This window comes from Pseudomonas sp. LBUM1656, assembly GCF_059716065.1.
This window is the reverse complement of sequence record NZ_CP166800.1, coordinates 2,107,141-2,123,462: the sequence shown is the minus strand read 5'-3', so window position 1 is coordinate 2,123,462 and position 16,322 is coordinate 2,107,141. Positions and strand designations below refer to the sequence as shown.

Annotated in this window: 15 protein-coding genes; 8 read left to right on the top strand and 7 right to left on the bottom strand. The window is 61.8% G+C overall.

Annotation, left to right across the window (positions count from 1 at the left end; all coding sequences use genetic code 11):
• The first annotated feature begins 9 nt into the window (after positions 1 to 9).
• The 5 genes from ACA072_RS09530 (at position 10) to hemN (ending at position 5,669) form a co-directional block, all read left to right on the top strand.
• Positions 10 to 549, top strand: coding sequence for a FixH family protein (locus tag ACA072_RS09530; RefSeq protein ID WP_497624085.1), 540 nt, complete (start codon positions 10 to 12; stop codon positions 547 to 549).
• A 148-nt stretch (positions 550 to 697) separates the two neighbouring features.
• Complete coding sequence (locus tag ACA072_RS09525) at positions 698 to 3,148, top strand: heavy metal translocating P-type ATPase (RefSeq protein WP_497624084.1); 2,451 nt, start codon at positions 698 to 700, stop codon at positions 3,146 to 3,148.
• Between the two features lie 22 nt (positions 3,149 to 3,170).
• Positions 3,171 to 3,389: a cbb3-type cytochrome oxidase assembly protein CcoS gene (gene ccoS, locus ACA072_RS09520; protein WP_007905420.1), complete on the top strand. Its 219-nt coding sequence runs from the start codon at positions 3,171 to 3,173 to the stop codon at positions 3,387 to 3,389.
• Positions 3,382 to 4,065, top strand: coding sequence for a sulfite exporter TauE/SafE family protein (locus ACA072_RS09515; RefSeq protein WP_497624083.1), 684 nt, complete (start codon positions 3,382 to 3,384; stop codon positions 4,063 to 4,065). The genes ccoS and ACA072_RS09515 overlap by 8 nt, the downstream gene beginning before the upstream one ends.
• A gap of 221 nt (positions 4,066 to 4,286) precedes the next feature.
• Positions 4,287 to 5,669 carry an oxygen-independent coproporphyrinogen III oxidase gene (gene hemN, locus ACA072_RS09510; RefSeq protein ID WP_497624962.1) on the top strand — a complete coding sequence of 461 codons (1,383 nt, stop codon included), beginning with the start codon at positions 4,287 to 4,289 and terminating at the stop codon, positions 5,667 to 5,669.
• Here the strand turns inward: hemN and ACA072_RS09505 are convergent.
• A complete protein-coding gene (locus ACA072_RS09505) occupies positions 5,666 to 6,133 on the bottom strand; it encodes a hypothetical protein (RefSeq protein WP_497624082.1) in 468 nt (155 codons plus the stop codon). The genes hemN and ACA072_RS09505 overlap by 4 nt on opposite strands.
• Positions 6,134 to 6,289: 156 nt before the next feature.
• Here ACA072_RS09505 and fnr point away from each other — a divergent pair, with 156 nt between their 5' ends.
• Together fnr and ACA072_RS09495 are read left to right on the top strand one after the other, a co-directional pair.
• Positions 6,290 to 7,024, top strand: coding sequence for a fumarate/nitrate reduction transcriptional regulator Fnr (gene fnr, locus ACA072_RS09500; protein WP_090182045.1), 735 nt, complete (start codon positions 6,290 to 6,292; stop codon positions 7,022 to 7,024).
• 79 nt (positions 7,025 to 7,103) lie between these two features.
• A complete protein-coding gene (locus tag ACA072_RS09495) occupies positions 7,104 to 7,652 on the top strand; it encodes an adenine phosphoribosyltransferase (protein ID WP_497624081.1) in 549 nt (182 codons plus the stop codon).
• 126 nt (positions 7,653 to 7,778) lie between these two features.
• Here ACA072_RS09495 and ACA072_RS09490 read toward each other — a convergent pair whose 3' ends face one another.
• The 5 genes from ACA072_RS09490 to dnaX form a co-directional block, all read right to left on the bottom strand.
• The gene (locus ACA072_RS09490; RefSeq protein WP_497624080.1) at positions 7,779 to 8,927 is read right to left on the bottom strand and encodes an acyl-CoA dehydrogenase family protein; all 1,149 of its coding nucleotides are present in this window, start codon (positions 8,925 to 8,927) and stop codon (positions 7,779 to 7,781) included.
• 189 nt (positions 8,928 to 9,116) lie between these two features.
• On the bottom strand, positions 9,117 to 9,719 hold the full coding sequence (gene recR / locus ACA072_RS09485; RefSeq protein ID WP_403100645.1) for a recombination mediator RecR: 603 nt from the start codon (positions 9,717 to 9,719) through the stop codon (positions 9,117 to 9,119).
• A 65-nt stretch (positions 9,720 to 9,784) separates the two neighbouring features.
• A complete protein-coding gene (gene curA / locus ACA072_RS09480; RefSeq protein WP_497624079.1) occupies positions 9,785 to 10,819 on the bottom strand; it encodes an NADPH-dependent curcumin/dihydrocurcumin reductase in 1,035 nt (344 codons plus the stop codon).
• Between the two features lie 262 nt (positions 10,820 to 11,081).
• Complete coding sequence (locus ACA072_RS09475; protein WP_109628912.1) at positions 11,082 to 11,420, bottom strand: YbaB/EbfC family nucleoid-associated protein; 339 nt, start codon at positions 11,418 to 11,420, stop codon at positions 11,082 to 11,084.
• A gap of 67 nt (positions 11,421 to 11,487) precedes the next feature.
• On the bottom strand, positions 11,488 to 13,575 hold the full coding sequence (gene dnaX, locus ACA072_RS09470; protein WP_497624078.1) for a DNA polymerase III subunit gamma/tau: 2,088 nt from the start codon (positions 13,573 to 13,575) through the stop codon (positions 11,488 to 11,490).
• 144 nt (positions 13,576 to 13,719) lie between these two features.
• Here dnaX and ACA072_RS09465 point away from each other — a divergent pair, with 144 nt between their 5' ends.
• Positions 13,720 to 14,469 carry a substrate-binding periplasmic protein gene (locus tag ACA072_RS09465; protein ID WP_497624077.1) on the top strand — a complete coding sequence of 250 codons (750 nt, stop codon included), beginning with the start codon at positions 13,720 to 13,722 and terminating at the stop codon, positions 14,467 to 14,469.
• Between the two features lie 144 nt (positions 14,470 to 14,613).
• Here the strand turns inward: ACA072_RS09465 and ACA072_RS09460 are convergent, their stop codons facing one another.
• On the bottom strand, positions 14,614 to 16,314 hold the full coding sequence (locus ACA072_RS09460; RefSeq protein ID WP_497624076.1) for a putative bifunctional diguanylate cyclase/phosphodiesterase: 1,701 nt from the start codon (positions 16,312 to 16,314) through the stop codon (positions 14,614 to 14,616).
• Positions 16,315 to 16,322: the final 8 nt, after the last annotated feature.

The following is a 16,322-nucleotide window of genomic DNA, read 5'->3' as shown; positions in this document are numbered from 1 at the left end:
GAAGTGATCATGCCCGCAGCAAATGCCACAAGCCCTTGGTACAAGCATCTTTGGCCATGGATCATCATCGCCATCCTGGCCTGTTCCGTGACCCTGACCTTGTCCATGGTGACGATCGCGGTAAACAACCCGGATAACCTGGTCAACGACAACTACTACGAGGCCGGCAAAGGCATCAACCGCTCCCTCGACCGTGAACTGCTGGCCCAGACCCTGCTGCTGCGGGCCAGCGTTCACCTGGATGACGTGACCGGCGAAGTCGACCTGCGCCTGAGCGGCAACAGCCAACCAAAAACCCTTGAGCTGAACCTGATTTCGCCGACCCAGCCGGAGAAGGATCGCAAGATCACCCTCGCCCGCAGCGAAACCGAACAGGGCCGCTACATCGGTCAGTTGAGTGACAAGATTGAAGGCCGGCGTTTTGTCGAATTGCTGGGCACTCAGGACGACCACATCTGGCGCATGTTTGAAGAAGAGCTGGTCAGCCATGATAAAGAGCTGCTGCTCGGGGATGAGCCGCTGCAAGGCGCTGAAGACCTGAAAAAGTAAGAGCCTCACTCTGATTGTTCCCACGCTCTGCGTGGGAACGCAGCCAGGGACGCTCTGCGTCCCAGCCGAAGCGGACGCGGAGCGTCCGGGGAGGCATTCCCACGCAGAGCGTGGGAACGATCATCGGACAACACGCTGTGAAAACCCCATGACCACGCCAACCCCCTGCTACCACTGCGCCCTGCCCGTCCCGGCCGGCAGCCGCTTCACCGCCGCAGTCCTCGGTGAAACCCGCGAGTTCTGCTGCCCGGGTTGCCAGGCTGTGGCTGAGGCGATCGTGGCCGGTGGGCTGGAAAGCTATTACCAGCATCGCAGCGAGTCATCGGCCAACCCCGAAGGCTTGCCGGTGCAGTTGGTGGATGAGTTGGCGCTCTACGACCGCGCCGACGTGCAAAAGCCCTTCGTGCGCCACGACGGCGAACTCGCCGAAACCACCCTGTTGATGGAAGGCATCAGCTGCGCCGCCTGCGGCTGGCTGATCGAGAAACACCTGCGCGCCTTGCCGGCGGTGGCCGAGGCGCGACTGAACCTGTCCAACCATCGCCTTCACGTGCGCTGGGCCGACGCGCAGCTGCCGTTGAGCCAGGTGCTCAGCGAATTGCGCCACATCGGTTACGCCGCGCACCCGTATCAAGCGGACCGCGCCAGCGAACAACTGGCCAGCGAAAACCGTCTGGCGTTGCGCCAACTCGGCGTCGCCGGATTGCTGTGGTTCCAGGCGATGATGGCGACCATGGCCACCTGGCCGGAATTCAACATCGACCTCAGCCCCGAGCTGCACACCATTCTGCGCTGGGTCGCGCTGTTCCTGACCACGCCGATCGTTTTCTACAGCTGCGCGCCGTTCTTCAAAGGGGCGATGCGCGATTTGCGCACCCGTCACCTGACCATGGACGTGTCGGTGTCATTGGCGATCGGCAGTGCCTACATCGCGGGGATCTGGACCTCGATCACCGGCGTCGGCGAGTTGTATTTCGATGCGGTGGGAATGTTTGCGTTGTTCCTGCTGGCCGGGCGTTATCTGGAACGTCGCGCCCGGGAACGCACTGCAGCGGCGACTGCACAGCTTGTAAACCTGTTGCCCGCTTCGTGCTTGCGCCTGAGTACTGACGGCCAGAGTGAGCGGATCCTACTCAGCGAATTGCGCGTAGGCGATCAAGTGCTGGTGCATCCGGGCGCAATCCTGCCAGCCGACGGCAAGATCCTCGATGGCCAGTCGAGCATCGACGAATCGCTGCTGACCGGCGAATACCTGCCGCAACCGCGTACCCAAGGCGATGCGGTCACCGCCGGCACCCTGAACGTCGAAGGCGCGTTGACCGTGGAAGTGTTGGCGCTGGGTCAGGACACACGGCTGTCAGCTATCGTCCGCCTGCTGGACCGCGCTCAAGCCGAGAAACCACGCTTGGCGGAAATCGCCGACCGCGCCGCGCAATGGTTCCTGCTGCTAACGCTGATCGCATCCGCCTGCATCGGCCTGTTGTGGTGGGAACTGGATTCGTCGCGAGCCTTTTGGATTGTCCTCGCGATGCTGGTTGCGACGTGCCCGTGCGCCTTGTCGCTGGCCACGCCGACCGCCCTCACCGCCGCCACCGGCACGCTGCACAAACTCGGTTTGCTGCTGACGCGCGGTCATGTGCTGGAAGGCCTGAACCAGATCGACACGGTGATTTTCGACAAGACCGGCACGTTGACCGAAGGTCGCCTGGCGTTGCGTTCGATCCGCCCGCTCGGAGCACTCGACAGCGATCAATGCCTGGGCCTCGCCGCAGCCCTGGAAAACCGCTCCGAACACCCTATCGCCCGGGCATTTGGCCGGGCACCGCTGGCGGCCGAAGAAGTCCTCAGCATGCCGGGGCTTGGCCTCGAAGGCCTGGTCGGCACGCAACGCTTGCGTATCGGCCAGCCGGGTTTTGTCTGCGAACTCAGCGGCGCTGCCGTGCCGGTCATGCCCGATGAGGCGGGCCAGTGGTTGCTGCTCGGCGACAGCCAAGGTCCACTGGCGTGGTTTGTCCTTGATGACCGTTTGCGCGCCGATGCAGCGGCGCTATTGCAAGCTTGCAAGGCTCGCGGTTGGCGCACTTTGCTGCTATCGGGCGATACCTCGCCAATGGTCGCCAGCGTGGCCGCCGAATTGGGCATCGACGAAGCCCGGGGCGGTTTGCGCCCCGATGACAAATTGCAGGTCCTGCAACAGCTGCACAGGGAAGGCCGCAAGGTGTTGATGCTCGGTGACGGGGTCAATGACGTGCCGGTGCTGGCCGCGGCCGACATCAGCGTGGCGATGGGCTCGGCCACCGATCTGGCGAAAACCAGTGCCGATGCGGTGTTGCTGTCGAACCGTCTCGACGCGCTGGTGCAAGCCTTCAGTCTGGCGCGGCGCACCCGTCGGGTAATCATCGAGAACCTGCTGTGGGCCGGGCTGTACAATGGCCTCATGTTGCCGTTCGCCGCCCTCGGCTGGATAACCCCGGTATGGGCCGCGGTCGGCATGTCCATCAGTTCGTTGACCGTGGTGCTGAACGCTCTGCGCCTGACTCGCCTGCCGAGCGCGCCTGCCGCCCGCACCACGCCAGAAACCCGTCCGCTGCCGGCCTGAGCCGCGCGGGCATGGAGTCCAGATGCCAGCTCTCTACGTGATGATCCCGGCCGCGCTGCTGATCGTGGCCATCGCTATCTATATCTTCTTCTGGGCGGTCGACAGCGGTCAGTACGACGACCTCGACGGCCCGGCCCACAGCATTCTGTTCGACGACCAGGACCCGAACCACAAGGCTGCGGTCGACGAAGCCAGCGGCCATCCGGCCAAACCGGACGACAAGGCACCGCCTCATGCTTGAGTTGGCGCCACTGCTGGTGTCTGCGGTGATTCTCGGCCTGCTCGGCGGCGGCCATTGCCTGGGCATGTGCGGCGGCCTGATGGGCGCGTTGACTCTGGCGATTCCCAAGGAGCAGCGCAGTCGCCGCTTTCGCCTGTTGCTGGCCTACAACGTGGGACGAATTCTCAGCTATGCAACGGCCGGTCTTCTGATCGGTCTGGCGGGCTGGGCGGTCGCCAACAGTCCGGCCGCCATGTTCATGCGTGTGATCGCCGGCTTGCTATTGATCGCCATGGGCCTGTACCTCGCCGGCTGGTGGAGCGGCCTGACCCGCATCGAAAGCCTCGGGCGCGGCCTGTGGCGGCATATCCAGCCGGTTGCCAACACACTGCTGCCGGTGTCGAGCCTGCCCCGTGCGCTGCTGCTGGGCGCGCTGTGGGGATGGCTGCCGTGCGGGTTGGTTTACAGCACGCTGCTGTGGGCGGCGAGTCAGGGCAATGCGCTGGACAGTGCGTTGCTGATGCTCGCGTTCGGGCTCGGCACCTGGCCGGTGCTGCTGGCCACCGGGCTGGCGGCGGAGCGGGTCACGGCGTTGTTGCGCAAGCGCAGTGTGCGCATGGCCGGTGGTTTGTTGGTGATGCTGTTTGGCATCTGGACGTTGCCGGGGCCGCATCAGCATTGGCTCATGGGGCACTAGATCGGCGGTGCGCCCTTCGCGAGCAAGCCCGCTCCCACATTTGATCGCTGTCGAACACAAAATTTGTGTGCACAGGAGATCCAATGTGGGAGCGGGCTTGCTCGCGAAGGGGCCAGCACCAACAACACAATTCCTGACCGTTGATGCAAATCAAGATGCCCCAACGTCGCACCCCATAGACTCGCTGACATTGCCAGCCTATCCGGGGGAATGCCCGCATGATGCTCGACGCCATTCGTTGGGACACCGATCTGATCCGCCGTTACGACCTGGCGGGGCCGCGCTACACCTCTTACCCCACCGCGGTGCAATTCGACGGACAGGTCGGCACGTTCGACCTGTTTCACGCCCTGCGCGACAGCCGCAAAGCGTTGCGCCCTTTGTCGCTGTACGTGCACGTGCCGTTCTGCGCGAACATTTGCTACTACTGCGCCTGCAACAAAGTCATCACCAAGGACCGGGGCCGCGCCCTGCCCTATTTGCAGCGCCTTGAGCAGGAAATCCAGCTGATCGCCTGCCACCTCGACCCGGCACAGAAAGTCGAGCAACTGCACTTCGGCGGCGGCACCCCGACTTTTCTCAGTCACGACGAACTGCGTCAGTTGATGGCTCAGCTGCGCAAGCACTTCAACTTGCTGGACGACGATTCCGGCGACTACGGCATCGAAATCGACCCGCGCGAAGCCGATTGGTCCACCATGGGCCTGCTCCGTGAACTGGGCTTCAACCGGGTCAGCATTGGCCTGCAAGACCTCGACCCGGCGGTGCAACGAGCGGTCAATCGCCTGCAAAGCCTGGAAGAAACCCGCGCCGTGATCGACGCCGCCCGGACCCTGCAATTTCGCTCGATCAACATCGACCTGATCTACGGCTTGCCGAAACAGACACCCGACAACTTCGCCCGCACGGTCGACGAAGTCATCGCGCTGCAACCGGACCGTCTCTCGGTGTTCAACTACGCGCACCTGCCAGAACGCTTCATGCCGCAACGGCGGATCAACAGCAACGAGTTGCCGACACCGGCGCAGAAACTGGAAATGCTCCAGCGCACCATCGAACAATTGACCGCTGCCGGTTACCGCTACATCGGCATGGACCACTTCTCCCTGCCCGACGATGAGCTGGCGATTGCCCAGGAAGAATCGACCCTGCAACGCAACTTTCAGGGCTACACCACTCACGGTCATTGCGATTTGATCGGCTTGGGGGTGTCGGCCATCAGCCAGATCGGCGACCTCTACTGCCAGAACAACAGCGACCTGAACCAGTACCAGAACGCTCTCGCCGTCGCGCAACTGGCGACGAGCCGAGGCCTGATCTGCAACGCCGATGACCGGGTGCGACGGGCGGTGATTCAGCAGTTGATCTGCACATTCAACCTGGAGTTCGCGGACATCGAACAGGCGTTCAACATCGATTTTCGCGGTTACTTCGGTGAACTGTGGCCTCAGCTACTGACCATGGCCGATGACGGCTTGATCAGCCTCGACAACGAGCGGATCAGCGTACTGCCCGCCGGTCGCTTGTTGGTGCGCTCGGTGTGCATGGTCTTCGATGCCTATTTGCAGCAGCACAATCACCAGCGGTTTTCGCGAGTGATCTAGCTTTTCATCGCCAGGGAGGCCGTTTTCAGGACTTGTTCAGGGGTGAGATTCGACTGACTGATGGCTTTGGACAGAGACAGACTGGCGGTAATCAGCCCGCCGTTGAGCATTGCGATGGCTGACTGCAGCGCGCCCAGTTTGGCTCTGCGCTCTTCGTCCGACAGGCGTTTATCAGCCATCACCGCCTGCATGCGGGCCACTTTCTCAGCGATCTGTTGCTGCAATCGGCGAATCATTTTCAGGATCTGTTGAATGTTTTCCGGCAACCCGCTTTCTTCGATGTCCTTGTTGTCACCATGCGCCGCGGCACCCTTGGTCAAACCGGCGCCAGACAGCGAGACCTTGATGCCTTCGGCCACCGGCGACGAGTCCGCAACCGAGTCATCGGGTGTCGAGCCGCTTGAAGGTTCAAGCCGTGTCTGTATGCCACTGCTGCCGGGGTTGAGCACGCTGAGGGTGGCCATGAAACAGGTTCCTTGCACAAGTTCGGATGCCAAGGTTATCGGCCGCCGACTGCGGCCCTTTATCGCCGTGCGACAAAAACGGCACAAACTGGCCTGAATGTCCTCCCGTGAGTTACCCTTACGGCTTATGTGTGTTTTCCCACAAGGATTGAAGAAATGTCCGAGCCAGTAAAACTGCGCGCTCACAGCCAGGCCCATTGCAAGGACTGCAGCCTGGCCCCCCTCTGCTTGCCACTTTCTCTGAATCTGGAAGACATGGATGCGCTGGACGAAATCGTCAAACGGGGTCGTCCGCTAAAAAAAGGCGAGTTCCTGTTCCGCCAGGGCGACACTTTCGATTCCGTTTATGCAGTACGCTCCGGCGCCCTCAAGACTTTTAGCCTGAGCGATGGTGGTGAAGAACAGCTCACCGGTTTCCACTTGCCGAGCGAACTGGTCGGCCTGTCGGGCATGGACACTGAAAAGCACCCGGTTTCGGCGCAAGCCCTGGAAACCACCTCGGTGTGCGAAATCCCTTTCGAACGCCTCGACGAACTGGCCCTGCAACTGCCGCAACTGCGTCGTCAGCTGATGCGTGTCATGAGCCGCGAGATTCGTGACGATCAACAAATGATGTTGCTGCTGTCGAAGAAAACTGCCGACGAGCGCATCGCCACGTTTCTGGTCAACCTCTCGGCACGTTTCCGCGCCCGGGGCTTCTCGGCCAACCAGTTCCGCCTGAGCATGTCGCGCAACGAAATCGGCAATTACCTGGGCCTGGCGGTGGAAACCGTGTCCCGGGTGTTCACGCGCTTCCAGCAAAACGAGCTGATCGCCGCCGAGGGCAAGGAAATCCACATCCTCGACCCGATCCAGCTCTGCGCCCTGGCCGGTGGCTCGCTCGAAGGCTGATGGCAACAATTGCGGCTGAGCGAAACGGTTCAGCCGCCGGTATACTGCGACGTTTGCAGCCTGCCAGGATTCTTCGACCATGGCCTTTGACGCCTTCGACATCAAATCCCTCATCCGCCCCGTGATCGACTTCCCCAAGCCGGGCGTGATCTTTCGCGACATCACCCCGTTGTTCCAGTCGCCCACAGCCCTGCGCTTCGTGATGGACAGCTTCGCTCATCGTTATGTCGAGGCGGACTTCACGCACATCGGCGCCATGGATGCCCGTGGTTTCCTGATCGGCTCGGTGCTGGCCTATCAACTGAACAAGCCGTTGGTGCTGTTCCGCAAGCAAGGCAAACTGCCGGCCGACGTGTTGGCCGAGGGGTATGCCACCGAGTACGGTGAAGCATTCCTCGAAGTGCACGCCGACAGTTTGTGTGAAGGCGACTCCGTGGTGATGTTTGATGATTTGATCGCCACCGGCGGCACGCTGATCGCCGCGGCGAACCTGATCCGGCGCATGGGGGCGCGGGTTCATGAGGCGGCGGCGATTATTGATCTGCCGGAGCTGGGTGGGTCGCAGCGGCTGAAAGAAATGGGTATTCCTACGTTTTGCCTGACGCAGTTTTCGTTGAGCGAGAAGTAAGCGGCGCCCTCAAGGGCCTCTTCGCGAGCAAGCCCGCTCCCACAATTGATCGAGTTGTCCAAACGGATGCGGTCTAATGTGGGAGCGGGCTTGCGCGCGAAAGCGCCCTCAGCAGCACCGCAGGACTTAAAGTCCCATCTGCTTACTGATGATCTCGTTCATCACTTCCCGCGTCCCGCCCCCAATCGACAGAATCCGGTTATCCCGATACAGCCGCTCCACCAGGCTCTCGCGCATATAGCCGAGGCCACCGAGGATCTGCACCGCATCCGTCGTGATCCGGTCAGCCGTGTCGGTCGCAAAATTCTTGGCCATGGAAATCTCCTTGATCACACTCTGCCCCGCCGCCATTTTAGCCGCCTGGCGGTAAGTGAACTCCCGCGACACCTCCAACGCCGTGGCCATTTCCGCGAGACGGTGCTTGAGCACCTGGAACTTGCCGATGGGTTTGCCAAAGGCTTCGCGCTGACGCGCCCATTTCAGGCTTTCCTCCAGGGCCATCTGCGCCGTCATGTTGGCCATCAACGCCAATGCCAGGCGTTCGCTCTGGAAGTTGCCCATGATGCAGGCGAAGCCCATGTTCTCGGCGCCGATCAGATTTCCCACAGGCACTCGGCAATCGTCGAAGAACAACTCAGCTGTGTCCGACGCCCACCAGCCCATTTTCTTTAACTGACGGCCGACGGTGAAACCCGGCGTGCCCTTTTCGATCAGCAGCAGACTGATGCCACCGAAACCCGGCTCGCCGGTGCGCACCGCAACGGTGTAGAAATCCGCGCGGACGCCGCTGGTAATAAAGGTTTTGCTGCCGCTGACCTGGTAGAAGTCGCCGTCACGTACGGCGCGGGTTTGCAGGTTGGCGACGTCGGAGCCGCCGCTGGGTTCGGTGACCGCCAGTGCGCTGATCTTCTCGCCGGCCAGCACTGGCGGCACGACGCGATCACGGACTTCGGGCCTGGCCCACTTGAGAATCGGCGGCAGGCCGATGTCCAGTGAACCGAGACCGGCCACCAGACCGCCTGAGCCGCAACGCATCAGCTCCTCGCTGGCCGCGACCTTGGCAAACAGATCACCTTCGTGGCTGCCGCCCAGGGATTCGGGATAACCGATCCCCAGGATGCCCGCCGCACCGGCCTTGAGATAGAGCTCGCGGGGAAAGCTTTCGGCTTCTTCCCACTGGTCAATGTCCGGAAGAAGCTCGCGTTCGACGAAACGTCTGACGCTGTCGCGGACTAATTGGTGGCTGGGATCGAAGTATTCCTGAAAGGCAGGCATCGGCGAACTCCACTGAAGGTTCAGCGAAGTTAACCGAGCGCTTGCTTGGTTTTCAATAGCATTGTGTGAATCAGGTAGACCGAGGCGCGCCATTCGCGAGCAAGCCCGCTCCCACAGGAGATCTGCTGTGTATACACAAACAGTGTGGGAGCGGGCTTGCTCGCGAAGGCGTCAGCGGCCACACCACAATTACAAAGCGATCGGCTTACGCCCGGCAAACGAATGCGCCAACGTCCCGCCGTCCACCAGCTCCAGCTCACCGCCCAACGGCACACCGTGGGCGATACGCGAGGCAACCAGGCCTTTATTGCTCAGCAACTGGGCGATGTAGTGCGCCGTCGCCTCACCTTCCACGGTCGGGTTGGTGGCCAGAATCACTTCAGTGAACGTGCCCGCCTCCTCGATCCGCGCCAATAGCTGCGGAATACCGATGGCCTCCGGACCCAGCCCGTCGAGCGGCGAGAGATGGCCCTTGAGCACAAAGTAGCGACCACGGAAACCGGTCTGCTCAACGGCGTAGACGTCCATCGGACCTTCCACCACGCAGAGCAAGGTGTCGTCACGGCGGGTATCGGCACATTGCGGGCAGAGGTCGTCTTCGGTCAGCGTGCGGCACAACCGGCAATGGCCCACCCCTTCCATGGCCTGGCTCAGTGCCGAGGCCAGTCGCGAACCACCGCTGCGATCACGCTCAAGCAGTTGCAGCGCCATGCGCTGGGCGGTTTTCTGACCGACACCCGGCAAAATTCGCAGGGCGTCGATCAGTTGGCGAATCAAAGGGCTGAAGCTCATGGGGGAACGTCCGACAAATCAACGAGACGCGGTTTATACCCGCGCCTCTGTATAGCGTCAATTACTCAGTCCTGCGCGACCCGCACCACCAGTTTGCCGAAGTTGCGTCCTTCCAGCAGACCGATGAAGGCCTCGGGGGCATTTTCAAGGCCATCGACCACGTCTTCGCGGAACTTGACCTTGCCGTCCCGGACCCACGGCGCCATGGCACTGACGAACTCCGGCTGACGATCACCGTAGTCGTCGAACACGATAAAGCCCTGGATGCGTACGCGCTTGGTCAGCAACGTGCGCTGCAGTTGCGGCAGGCGATCGGGACCGGTTGGCGCTTCGTGGGCGTTGTAGCCCGCGATGAGGCCACACAGTGGAATTCGTGCCTTGGCATTGAGCAGCGGCACCACCGCGTCGAACACCTTGCCGCCGACGTTCTCGTAGTAGATATCGATCCCCTCGGGGCATGCTTGCGCCAGTTCCTCGGCGAAATTCGCGCTCTTGTGGTCGATGCAGGCATCGAAGCCCAATTCCTCCACCACGTAGCGGCATTTTTCCGCACCGCCCGCCACGCCCACTACGCGCAGGCCTTTGATCTTCGCCACCTGGCCGACCACTGAGCCCACCGCGCCCGACGCCGCCGCGACCACCAGGGTTTCGCCGGCGTTGGGCTGGCCGATGTCCATCAGGCCCATGTACGCGGTCATGCCCGGCATGCCTAGCACACCCAGGGCCATTGACGGGGTCGGCAAACCGCTCGGCACCGGAATGATGTTGCGGCCGTCGCTGATGCTGTGGCTCTGCCAACCGGTGGCGCCCACCACCAGGTCGCCTTCGTGGAATTTCGGATTCAGCGAGCGCTCGACGCGGCTGACAGCGCCACCGGTCATCACCTCGCCGATTTCCACCGGTGCGGCGTAGGACGGTGCGTCACTCATGCGACCGCGCATGTAGGGGTCCAGCGACAGGTATTGAGTCTTGAGCAGGACCTGACCGTCGGCCAGGTCCGGCAGGGCCTCCCGTTCCAGGCGGAAATTCTCCGGCGTCGGCGCGCCAACGGGGCGGGACGCCAGGACGATACGTTGGTTGAGGGTCAGTGGATCAGACATGTCAGCGTCTCCTTGAATGTTGAATTCGGCGGTATAGGGAGCAGACCTTTCTGGCGGTGGGGCGTTCGATGTTTCGTCAGTTGTACCGAGGTGACTTCTTCGCGAGCAAGCCCGCTCCCACAGTAGAACGCGGTCACCTGTGGGAGCATGGCTTGCCCGCGAAGGCGGCCGTACAGACACCATAAATCCAACAACCAGAAACAAAAATGCCAGACACGGTGCCTGGCATTTTTTTGTAGCTCATCGGATGCGCTTTGGCGAATCAGAACGGCAGTTTCATACCCGGTGGCAGTTGCATGCCAGCGGTCATGTTGCCCATTTTGTCCTGGCTGTTGGCTTCGATCTTGCGCACGGCGTCGTTGACGGCGGCGGCGAACACGGCCTCGAGCATTTCCTTGTCGTCTTCGCTCAGGCCTTCAACCAGGCTTGGGTCGATGGTCACGCGCTTGACGTCGTGACGACCGGTCATCACCACGGTGACCATATCGCCGCCGGCTTTACCGGTGACTTCGGCGTTGGCCAGTTCTTCCTGCATCTTGGCCATTTTTTCCTGCATCTGCTGCGCCTGCTTCATCAGGCCGGCCATGCCACCTTTCATCATGGGAATCACCTCAAAAGTACTTGGATTTAAACAGTGCCCGGCCCTTGGGGCCGAACACCTTCAGTTATTAGCCCTGACTGACCAGGGCTTCGACAGGTTCAATAGTATCGTTACGGACCACCGCACCGAACTGCTGCATCATTTGCTGGATGAACGGATCACCGTGGATCGACTCCTCCGCCTCGCGCTGACGGTTGACGCGGCGCCGGGACGCGGCCTGGGCCGGGGTTTCCTGCTCGGGCTTGATCAGCTCCATGGTCAGGGTCAGCGTACGGCCGTGAAACTGGTTCAACGCATCGTTGAGCCGACGCTGCTGGGTCGCGTTGAACAAGGCGCTGTGGGCCGGGTCCAGGTGCAACAACCAGTTGTCGCCATCGACAGCGATCAACGTGCAGTTGGCGGCGATGCTGCCGGTCATGCCCGAGATCGGCAGTTTCGGGAACAGCTCCAGCCATTGCAGGGCCAGACCGGTGGCGGGCATGGCGGCCGGCTCGGGCTCGGGTTCCGGCGCCGGTTCGGCGGCGTGTTCGCTGGCCAGTTCATCAAGGTAACTGTAGGCCGAATCCATGTCCGGCTCGATGTAGTCTTCGTCCAGCGGCGGCTCGTCATCCAGATCCACGCCCGGGGTGGCGGCATCGACGTCGGCGACCGACGGCTCAGGGATCGGCGCTGCGGCCCACTCCGGCGCGTCCGGCACCACGCTGTCAGGCGTCGGCAACGGCATGGGCGGCAGATCGGGTTGTTCGCTGGCGGTTTCCAGGACCGGCTCGACGGCGGGTTGCTGGACCGGCTCCGGCTCGACCGGGTCATTCCACGGCAAGTCGACCACCGCTTCGACCGCTACAGGCTCAACCACGGGCTCGGCCACGATAACGGGCGCAACCGGTTCAGGCTCTGGAGCAGGAACTGCCGCAACGACGGGTTCAGGCACAGGCGCTGGGGCAACGGAGGCAACTGCCACAGCGACTACCGGCGCCACAACCGGCGCGGCAGCCACTGAATTTGCGGAATCAACTGTGGCCTGGCTGATCCCCACTGGCTTTAGCGGTTGCCTCGGGGCGTCGGCCGTGTCCGCCGGTCGGAACGCGAGCATTCGCAGCAGGACCATCTCGAAGCCACCACGCGGATCAGGCGCCAGCGGCAAATCGCGGCGGCCAATCAGGCCCATCTGGTAATAGAACTGCACGTCTTCGGCCGGCAAGGCCTGGGCCAGGGCCAGCACCCGATCGCGGTCGCCGTGACCGTTGTCGACGCCTTCAGGCAAAGCCTGGGCGATGGCGACACGGTGCAGCACGTTGAGAATTTCCGAGAGCACGCCGTTCCAGTCCGGGCCTTGTTCCGCCAAATGGCGGACGGCTTCGAGCAAGGCCTTGGCGTCGCCTTCGATCAGAGAATGCAGAACGTCGTAGACCTGACCGTGATCGAGCGTACCCAGCATCGCCCGCACGTCGGCGGCCATGACCTTGCCTTCACCGAAGGCAATGGCCTGGTCGGTCAGGCTCATGGCGTCACGCATCGAGCCATCGGCGGCACGGCCCAGCAGCCACAGTGCGTCGTCTTCGAACGGCACGTTCTCGACGCCCAGCACGTGGGTCAAATGCTCGACCACGCGCTCAGGCGTCATGTTCTTCAGGGAGAACTGCAGGCACCGCGACAGAATGGTTGCAGGAAGTTTCTGCGGATCAGTCGTCGCCAGGATGAATTTGACGTAGGGCGGCGGCTCTTCAAGGGTTTTCAACAGCGCATTGAAGGAATGGCTGGAGAGCATGTGCACTTCGTCGATCAGGTAGACCTTGAAGCGCCCGCGGCTCGGCGCGTATTGCACGTTATCGAGCAGCTCGCGGGTGTCTTCGACCTTGGTCCGGCTCGCGGCGTCGATCTCGATCAGGTCGACAAATCGGCCCTCATCGATTTCGCGGCACACCGAACACTCGCCGCAAGGCGTCGAAGTGATACCTGTTTCACAGTTCAGGCATTTGGCGATGATGCGCGCGATGGTGGTCTTGCCGACCCCGCGCGTCCCGGTGAACAGGTAGGCGTGGTGCAGCCGCTGGCTGTCCAAGGCATTGATCAGAGCCTTGAGCACATGGGTCTGGCCGACCATTTCGCGGAACGAGCGCGGACGCCATTTACGTGCAAGAACCTGATAACTCATCGAAAACCGTCGCAACGAAGGAACAGAAGCGGCTAATGCTAGCGGAGCAAGGCCAAAATTGCATCCGGTGCGCTCGTCTAATCTGGCTAAGATGCACTTTGGGGGGCTTTTATCGGCTCAGGTTTGCGATGTACCGGAGCGTTTATGCGTTTTGCCTTGGGGGCACTGCTGTGGATAAGTCTGAGCGTCGCCGCCGCCGAGGCGCCGCTGCGTTTCGTGGTGCCCGACAGTTGGGCGATGCCGATGGTGCAACTGGAGCGCGGGCAGGTGACCCAGGGCATCCTGTTTGACGTGATGCTCAGCCTCGCGACCCAGGTCGGCGTGCCGGCTGAATTTCACGTGCTGCCGCGAGCGCGGGTGCAAAACGCCATGGAACACGGCGAGGTCGACGTGCGCTGCTATGCCGCGCAGTCCTGGCTGCCGAATCAGTCCGGAGACTACATCTGGAGCATTCCGCTGTGGTTTCAGCGCGACATGCTGATCAGCCGGCAAGATCCGCAGCCCTCGGTGATGCCTGCGAACCTGTCGCGACAAGCCATCGGCACCGTACTCGGCTACAGCTACCCAACGTTGCAACCGCTGTTCGACGCCGACCGACTGCACCGCGAAGACGCGCGCAACCAGGAACAGGTGCTGGAAAAACTCCACGCCGGGCGCTATCGCTATGCCGTGAGTAATCAATGGACACTGGACTGGTTCAATCAGCGCCTGCTGCCCGACCGGCAACTCAAAGGCGTGGCGGTGCTGCAGGAACAGAGCGTCGGCTGCTACGTGCGCAACGACCCCAAGGTGCCGGTGCAACGCATACTGCGCACGCTGCTGCGGATGAAAATGTCGGGGGAGATTGATGACATTATCCGGCTCTATATAGGTTCCGAGCCCGGTACACCTTAAGCAAATCTTCTGATCAACGCATGACAGCCTGTGGGAGCGGGCTTGCTCGCGAAGGCGGTGTATCAGTTGACATTAATGGTGAATGACACACCGTTTTCGCGAGCAAGCCCACTCCCACAGGAGTTCTGCGGAGATTTCAAGACTTCAGCCAACCCGATCCAGCACCCGCCATTGCAGCGGCGCGACAAACCCCGCGACCCACTCGGGCACCTCGGCGGGCGGCATCGGCCGAGCGATGAAATAGCCTTGGGCCACTTCACACCCCAGTCGCAACAGCAACTCCCCGTGCTCGATACTTTGCAGCCCTTCGGCAATCACCTGCCGGCCAAACGCCCGGGCCAGCCCGATCACCGCAGTGGTCAGCGCCAGGTCATCGCGATCATCCAGCATGTCGCGCACAAACGATTTATCGATCTTGATGGTTTGGGTGCGCAAACGCTTGAGGTAGCTCAGCGACGAATAACCGGTGCCAAAGTCGCCCAGCGAAAACTGCACCCCCAGTTCCTGACAGGCCTGCAAACAAGCGCTGACGTGTTGAATATTCTCGACCGCTACCGATTCGACGATTTCCAGGTCGAGCATTTGTGGAGCTACGTCAGCATGCCGGGCGAGGACGTGCCTGAGGCGGTCGACGAAATCTGCGCGCTGAAAATGCCGTGCCGCGATATTAATGCTGATCGGCCAGCCCTGCCCCGTTTGCTGCCATTGGCGCAACTGCGTGAGCACCTGATCCATCACCCATTCGCCGATGTCGACAATCAGATCCGTCTCTTCCACCAGCGGCAAAAACTCCCGGGCCGGCACCAGGCCATTTTGCGGATGCTCCCAGCGCAACAGCGCCTCGAAGCCGACCACCACGCCCAGGCGCATGTTGACCTTGGGCTGGAAATGCAGACGCAACTCATCGGCGGCCAGCGCCTGACGCACTCGCTCGACCGTCTGGTGAGTGGCCTTGACCTCCTGATCCCGGGACACGTCGAACAGATGGAATCGGTTGCGCCCACGCTGCTTGGCCACGTACATGGCCTGATCGGCGTGACGCAGCAGGGTTTCAGCATCTTCATTATCGAGGGGAAACAACGTGACGCCGATACTGGCGAACACGTTTATGTCCTTGCCATGCAAGGTGTACGGCGCGGAAATCGCCCCCAGCACCCGGTTCAGCGCCGCGCGCAATTCCGGCAGATCCCGCACGTAACGCAACACCAGCACGAACTCGTCGCCGGCCAACCGCGCCACCACATCTTCACCACGCACGATCTGGCGCAAGCGCTTGGCCACTTCCACCAGCAATTGATCGCCACTGGCGTGACCGTAGCCGTCGTTGACTGCTTTGAACCCGTCGAGGTCGAGCATGCACACGGCAAGCGGGATGTTCTCCTGTCGGGAAAACTCCAGCGCCTGGTCCAGCAGGTCCGAGAGGAATGCACGATTGGGCAGCCCGGTCAGTACGTCATGGCCGACCCGCCATTGCAGGGAATGCAAAAGTTGGCGTTTTTCGCTGATATCGAAACGAATCGACAGGTATCGATCAACCCGTCCAGTGGCGTCATTGAGGACCGGCACCATGGTGCTTTCGACCCAATACAGGCTGCCGTCCTTGGCACGATTGCAGATATCGCCCTTCCAGACTTCGCCCAGCGCGATGGTGCGCCACATGCCGGCGAAGAAATCTGCAGAGTGCACGCCAGAATTGAGAAGACGATGATTCTGCCCGAGCAACTCGTCGCGGCTATAGCCGGACACGGCGCAGAACTGATCATTGACGTGAGTGATCCGGCCGCTCAGGTCGGTCTCGGAAAAAATGGCGGCGGCATCCACGGCCCTGCGGTAGTTCTCATCCATGAATCAGG